3 protein-coding genes are annotated in these 7,058 nt (G+C 56.5%); all 3 read left to right on the top strand.

What is annotated here, in order from left to right:
- Position 1 precedes the first annotated feature (1 nt).
- The 3 genes from BFF94_RS07185 to BFF94_RS07195 are packed head-to-tail and all read left to right on the top strand — an operon-like array spanning position 2 to position 6,530.
- On the top strand, positions 2–1,300 hold the full coding sequence (locus BFF94_RS07185) for a hypothetical protein (RefSeq protein WP_219139162.1): 1,299 nt from the start codon (positions 2–4) through the stop codon (positions 1,298–1,300).
- Positions 1,297–5,841: an RHS repeat-associated core domain-containing protein gene (locus BFF94_RS07190; protein WP_128842630.1), complete on the top strand. Its 4,545-nt coding sequence runs from the start codon at positions 1,297–1,299 to the stop codon at positions 5,839–5,841. The genes BFF94_RS07185 and BFF94_RS07190 overlap by 4 nt, the downstream gene beginning before the upstream one ends.
- Positions 5,838–6,530: a hypothetical protein gene (locus BFF94_RS07195; protein ID WP_219139163.1), complete on the top strand. Its 693-nt coding sequence runs from the start codon at positions 5,838–5,840 to the stop codon at positions 6,528–6,530. The genes BFF94_RS07190 and BFF94_RS07195 overlap by 4 nt, the downstream gene beginning before the upstream one ends.
- Positions 6,531–7,058 lie beyond the last annotated feature (528 nt).

Consider the following 7,058-nt stretch of genomic DNA (forward strand, 5'->3'; position numbering starts at 1 on the left):
CATGCATCGTGAGTTCTCCGCCATCGAATCGTCGATCGAAGCGTTCATCGAGCAGCCCGACGATCCAACGCTGTTGCTCGAAGCGACCGATAACGACGTTGTCCCTGTTCTGAAAATGATGCAATCGCTCGACGAGCGCGTTGGCGATGCGATCTTCCTGATCTTCCCGTTTCCATGTGATGCGGCCGAAGCGTATCTCCAGACTTGCATGGAGAGGCTCGCCCGTCAGATCGATGAAGAGAGTTGCACGCGTGTCGAACGCGGCGAAGCGGGCTGGTCGCCGTTGCCGCTGACGTGTACCGATCCGAGACACGCGCCGGCGCAGCGGCTGCGGGATGCCGTCATGCACGTTCACACGCTGATGCCGGCAGGCACCAAGGTCGTTTGGGCCTGGCTGCCATCACCGATGGGCGACTTCGGCGGCTTCGCGAAGATGGTGTTGCAATGCCTCGCACTGAGCGGCTTTGAAGACTGGATGGAAGGGCACCGGTTCTGCATCCGCGACGACCGGAAGCATCCGTGCCTGATTCCGCTCGCTCGCGATAAAAAGGCAGAACATGTGTTGATCCTGCAGGTGGATTTCTCGTCCGAGAAGGCGACCCGCCATCTGGTCGACATCGCGAACGATGCGGCGCACCCCATCGAGCAGCGTATGGGGGCCTTGATGCAGATTGCCGGGATCGATCTTGCGCATGGCAGGCTGCCCGAAGCACAGCGCAAGTATTACGCGCTCTTTTCGTTTCATGCGGAGCGAAAGGATTCGACGGGTTGCGCAGTCGCGTTGCACGGCTTGGGCGATGTGGCGTTGCGCCACGGATCGCCGAGCGATGCCCGGGACTGGTACGTGCGCGCACTTCCTGCCGCGCTCGATGGCCGCAATCTGCTGGTCGTGCTCAATGCGCTGATGGCGACCGGAAGCTGCTGCAGCACGCTCGGCGAACATGCGAAGGCGGCGACCTATTTCGATCTCGCGAGCGGTGCCGCCGGCAGGTTGATGCTCGTGCATACGAAGATCGAGGCGATGGAGAAGGGCGGTGTCGCATTGCTTGCGTGCGGCAAGGCTGCGGAAGCCGCGAAGAGCTGGATCGATGCGAAGGGATTGTGCGAGCAGTTCGGTTGCGAACGACAGCGCATCAGCGTGCTGGATCGGCTCGTGTCGCTTTATGGAAATGCCGGGCTGAAAACCGAGGCGAGGGCGTACGAGCTGGAAAAGGATCCCCTTTACATGGCTCGCCTGCGGGAAGTCGCGGCGCCGGCTGCGCACGATGCGGCGGCCGAATATGAGCGAGCACGCCAATGAGTGAATCCGAAAGCCGCCTGACGCGTGCATCAGAGTCGTCCGAAAGCCATGCAACGCAATCGGAAGCCAAGGCGGACACTGCGTGCGACTCCCTGCTCGATACGGTCAAGTCGACCTTCGATCCGTTCAAGGAGACGTTCTCGTCGGACGGTAGCGTACTGCATCACGTCAGCGCAGCCGTGAATTCACTCGCGTCATTGCAGGGCATGCCATCGCAGTTGCTCAACACCGGCATCGCGCAGATCCCGCTGCTCGACAAAGTACCGGGGATGCCGGCAGCCACCATCGGTGTTCCTCATCTCGGTACGCCGCATGCGCATAGTCATCCTCCGAGTAACGGCTTCCCTTTGCCGAGTGCCGGCATGACGATCGGCAGCGGCTGCCTGAGCGTGTTGATCGGCGGCATCCCGGCCGCCCGGGTGCTGGACATTGGCTTCGCGCCGACTTGCGGCGGACTGACGCCATACTTCGACATCCAGACGGGGTCGAGCAATACCTTCATCGGCGGAATGCGTGCCGCGCGCATGGGCATCGACATGACGCGACACTGCAATCCGATGGGGCATGTGGGGAAGTCGGGCGGCGAAGCGGCGAGCGCTGCGGAGAAAAGCGAGGAGGTGGCGAGCGAGGCTGCTCAGGTGACGGGCCGGGCGAAGGCGCTGGGGCGGGCGGGCAAGGCATGGTCGGTTGGTAACGCGGCGGTCGGGCCGGCGTCGGGGGCGGCGACAGCTGCGAGTGACATCAAGCATCACGAGGTCTTGGCGGCCGCGATGACGGCTGCGCAGACGGCTGCCGATCTCGCTTTCATGATGCTCAGCAATCTGATGGGCAAGGATCCCGGTATCGAGCCGAGTATGGGTACGCTGCTTTTGGGTGATCCGACGGTGCTGATCGGTGGGTTTCCGCTGCCGGACTCGCAAATGATGTGGCATGGGGCGAAGCATGGGATCGGGAAGAAGGTGCGGCCGAAGTTGCCGAAATTGGGACAGGAGCTGACATGTGAGTTTTTTGGGGAACCCATCAGCGCCGTCACCGGTGAGGTCAAGAACGACTTCACGGACTACGAGACTGACATAACTCTGCCGTTCAAATGGAGGCGTCACTACTGCAGCGGCTGGAACACGCGGAATGGTGCACTGGGATATGGATTCCGGCACGCCTGGCAACACGAGTTGCAATTGCTGCGCACGCGAGCGATCTACACCGATCCGCGTGGATCCGAGTACGTGTTCATCAGAAACTCGGATGGCACGTACGGTGGCTGCTGTCTCGGCTACGAGCTCGAACAGCTCGACGGTGTGCGGTTCACTGTCAGCCATGAGGTGGAAGGAACCACAGAGTTCGCGCGGGACACAATAAGCAATCAGTCGGCCCGCTGCGTCGGGCATATGCGCGGCAAAACGCGCAGCGTCCTGCACTGTAGCGACGATGGGCGCCTCCAGCGGATTTCGCAAACCGACGAGCGAGGTCAGACCCGGCGGGTAATCGGATTCGGATATGACCGGTTCGGACGGATATTCGAAGTTATGCTAACAGACGTCGATGGTCGAATGATTCGTATCGCCCAGTACGAATACGACGTGAACAGTTGCCTGACCGGTTTCCGCAACGCACTTGATGCAATGTCGGTGTGCGAATACGACTCGCAGCGCAGAATCATGCGTCTGATCGATGCAAACAAGTATTCGTTCTTCTATTGCTACGACAGTGAAGGTCGTTGTCTCGATAGTACGGGACAGGACGGGATGTGGCGAGTCCAGTTTAAGTACCAACCTGGGCGGACGATCGTTACTGAAGCAGACGGGGGCAAATGGACGGTCATATACAACGAAATGGGGACAATCTCCCAAGTCGTTGACCCGTATGGCGGAACAACCGAGTACGTGCTCGACCAGTTTGGGACGATCGTCAAGGAAATCGACTCGGGTGAGCGCGTATTGCGATGGCTTTACAACGCACGCGACAGGAACACGAGTCGGATAGACCGCTGGGGATATATCTGGCCAGTCAAAGACGATGCCCCAGTCTTACCGAATCCGTTGGGGCGCACCATATCCGGCGTCCCGATGGACCTGCAATGGGGCAACGTTACGCGTGCTTGGTTGCCCGATACGCTCATTCTTCCGTCCGAAGTAGCTTCGATGGCAGCATCAACGTACGCTCCTGCGCCCCCGGCACTCAAGCCATCCGAGCAACGTGACGCAGCGGGACGTGTAATCACCCGAATCGACGAACATGGTCGAACCGAATGCTTCCGGCATGACGCTGCCGGAAATTTGCTGCTGCGCCGTGACTGTGACGGGCGAGACTACCACTACAGTTCTGTATCGTGGAATTTGCGCCAAAGCGAAACCGACCCATTGGACAGTACGGTCCAGTATCGATATACGCCGAAACGCAAAATCGCGGCCATCGTCGACGCTAACGGCAATGAAAGTACCTACACCTACGACCTCAAGGATCGCATTACTAGCGTCCGCCGTCATGGGGTACTGCGCGAAACGTACACGTACGATGCAGGCGATCGGCTCGTCGAAAAATGTGATGGTGCCGGAAATGTGCTCTTGCGCTTTGAGGTCGGTGACAACGGTCTCTACAGCAAGCGCCTGCTCGCGAGCGGCGAGATACACAGCTATGCATATGACGCGCAGGGGAATTTCACAAAGGCATCGACAGACTCCTTCGATGTGACGATCACGCGTGACGCGTTCGGTCGCCGCACCGGGGACCAACGCGACGCGCGTGGCGTTGAACATGCCTACGTCGACGAAAGGTTGGCGAGCACGAGTCACTTCGAACGCTTTCAGGTGCGCTATGAAGCAGTCGGTGCATACGATGTACTAATTCACCCGCCGGTAGGTGGGACCCAACGACTACAGCGCACATCCGACGGTCGAATCTTGTTGCGCTTGGGAAACGGCACCAGCGCGCTGTTCACGTATGACAGCCTCGGTCGATGTACCGGGCGGGTCACCTGGTCCAACGATCGATCAATGGACCTTCATCGCGTGCAGTACCAATACAGTCCGACTGGAGAACTGCAGCGCGTGATCGACAGTGTGCACGGCACCACCGAGTATCAGTACAACGCCGCACACCGACTCATCTGCGAGACGCGCAACGGCGGAGAAGCGCGGCGCTTCGAATACGATCGCGGCGGCAATCTCCTGTCGATGCCCGCGTTGCGATGGATGCGCTACACGGAGGGCAATCGCCTGACGTCAGCACCGACCGGGGAGTTTCGCTACAACGACAGAAACCACGTTGCCGAAGAACTAAACGGTGACCGTCATATCGGTTATCACTACAACAGCATGGATCTGCTTGTGAAGGTGACACGGAGTGACCGACATGATACGTGGACGGCGGAGTATGACGGCCTGTGTCGGCGCATTGCCAAAGCCTTGGGGGGAGCACGTACCGAGTACTTTTGGGATGGCGACCGAATCGCGGCGGAAGTTGGACCGGCCGGTGATTTGCGGGTCTATGTGTACGTGAACGAAGCGGCTCTTTTACCGTTCATGTTCATAGATTACCCCGATGTCGGTGCCTCGCCAGAGGCCGGGCGCGCCTATTTCGTATTCGGCAATCAAGTTGGACTACCTGAGTGGATTGAGGACAGTGAAGGTGGTGTCGCATGGCGAGCAGAACACATTGATCCATATGGAAAAATCGTTACCGAGACTGGAAATTCAATCGATTATGATCTGCGGTTTCCTGGACATTACCATGATGCGGAAACCGGGCTACATTACAACCGATTTCGCTCTTACAATCCCGTTCTCGGCCGATATCTGCAATCCGACCCGGCCGGACAGTCGGGAGGCATTAACCTCTATGCGTATGCGACCAACCCTCTGGTTTCAGTTGACGTTTTAGGCCTGAGTCATGACCATGAACCAGAGAGTGACTCGACCGAGATTGGTAATAACGAATCTGGCTCGTCAACTGAAGCCCCAAAAACCAAAAATGCATCGCATGAAACTGAAAAAACTCAAAATCTTAACGATCTATTTTCTGAGATCGGCAACCCTCTAGTAAGCGAGCGCATCAACACGGACGAGTTTCGTGCAGGTGCATTAGAGGCCGGGTTGAAGTCCCAAAAAGAGGGTGATATACATTTAATTGATCTGGCGAATAAGGTTGGTGAATTGGGCGGGCGGTGGAAGGTATTCAATATCGCGCGAGTAACGCTCGAAGATGGAACGACCTTCCTGGTTGGCGCTCAAAGCGGCGGTGAAACGTTATCCCCGAGAGTTCGAAATTTCATGATCGAGAACCATATTGTTCCCCTCCGACGTGGGTGGGATAAATTCCACGGGGAGGGGAATTCGGTAAGCGTGGTTTCTCAGCACACCCCGCGTATCACAAGTGCGGTTCTGGCGCCAAACAAGCCGATGTGCTCTAATTGCGAGAGAAACGGAACAATATTCCAGGAGGCAACAGGAGTTCCTATCATTGCAGCACCCGGGGTAAAATTTACCGGCAAACCGTCACATAGAAATACCGGGACCGAGCCCTGGAAAACATTTAAGTCATGATTCAATTGGAGGTTTTTGTGGAAAACAACGCTACCACCTCACCGATCGAAAATCTAAGAAATCGAGTCGATCGACTAGACCATTGGGGGCAATTAACTTTCGCAGCATTTTGCGCTCAATCCACGCTTAAAAATATTGACATTTATGAGAAAAGTTCCAATATTCCAAACGGATGGGGATTCGAGCCTCGAATGGACCCTTGGTTTTGGAATCGGATAAAGAACCGAGAAACCACGTGCCCATTCAAATTTGAATCACTTGCGGAAGAACTTGACGGCGTGACCGAGTGGCTCTCAAAATTCCCGCTTGAGCACAATATAGAACCCGCCCCGAGCGATGTCATGTCCAATAGCGCTGTCTATGTATTTATTTCATGCTGCGCACTCTTTTCAGGGGAACCTGAAATTGGCGAATTGCTGCTGGAATTAAACGGCTGCCTATCGAGCAAAATAGACTATTACTACAATTTTTATCTTAAGATGAAATTTTACGACTTTTCAAAAGATAGCTTTGACAAAATCTACGAGTTCCCCGTATATCAAAGCGCCGTGAATGACCTAAACTGGGTTCTTGGCTTAATTGAATTGGATGGCAATAGCGGTCCATCGACGAAGACGCTGGGCATGATCAGAACGTATGCACAGAATTGCGATTCCTTTGTTGTTGATCGGCCTATGTTTATAGATTAACTTTTCGACCAGCGTCGTGCGGACAGGCGCCAGCCGGCGTTGTGGGGGTGTCGTGGAGAAGAGGGCCAAGCATGCACAAGCGTTTTCGCGAAACAATCAGGTGCACCGAAGGTGACTGTCGAGAAGGCGCTGGGCCGCCGATTCGAGTTCTGAGGATCGCGTCTCTCGATTCCCCGAACGACTCAGATCCTCCGGAGAAAGTCTGATGCTACAGATCCAAACCACGGGGCATGCGGGATAGATTTAATTTTACATAACGTGAATTATCGAACATTCGGGTTGTAGTGGCTAGATAGAAATGTCCGCTTTTGGCTACATAGAAATGTCCGCTTTCGTGCCGCGTAAGCTGTCCGGCCGCCGGGTGTCCGGCGCCGGAGGCTGCGATGGCTGCAACGGAGCGGATCACGATGACGATGCGGGAGCTGGACCGGTTCAAGGTCATTCAGGACGTAGCCGACGGCAAGCTCAAGCCATGGCGTGCGGCCGAACGGCTGGAGTTGACGACACGGCAGGTTCGCCGGCTGGTCG

Source organism: Burkholderia catarinensis, from assembly GCF_001883705.2.
In the GTDB taxonomy this organism is placed as follows: domain Bacteria; phylum Pseudomonadota; class Gammaproteobacteria; order Burkholderiales; family Burkholderiaceae; genus Burkholderia; species Burkholderia catarinensis.

Excerpts from the sequence above, each read along its gene's own strand:
- BFF94_RS07185 (WP_219139162.1), top strand. The coding sequence starts at position 2 with ATGCATCGTGAGTTCTCCGCCATCGAATCGTCGATCGAAGCGTTCATC.
- BFF94_RS07190 (WP_128842630.1), top strand. The coding sequence starts at position 1,297 with ATGAGTGAATCCGAAAGCCGCCTGACGCGTGCATCAGAGTCGTCCGAA.
- BFF94_RS07195 (WP_219139163.1), top strand. The coding sequence starts at position 5,838 with ATGATTCAATTGGAGGTTTTTGTGGAAAACAACGCTACCACCTCACCG.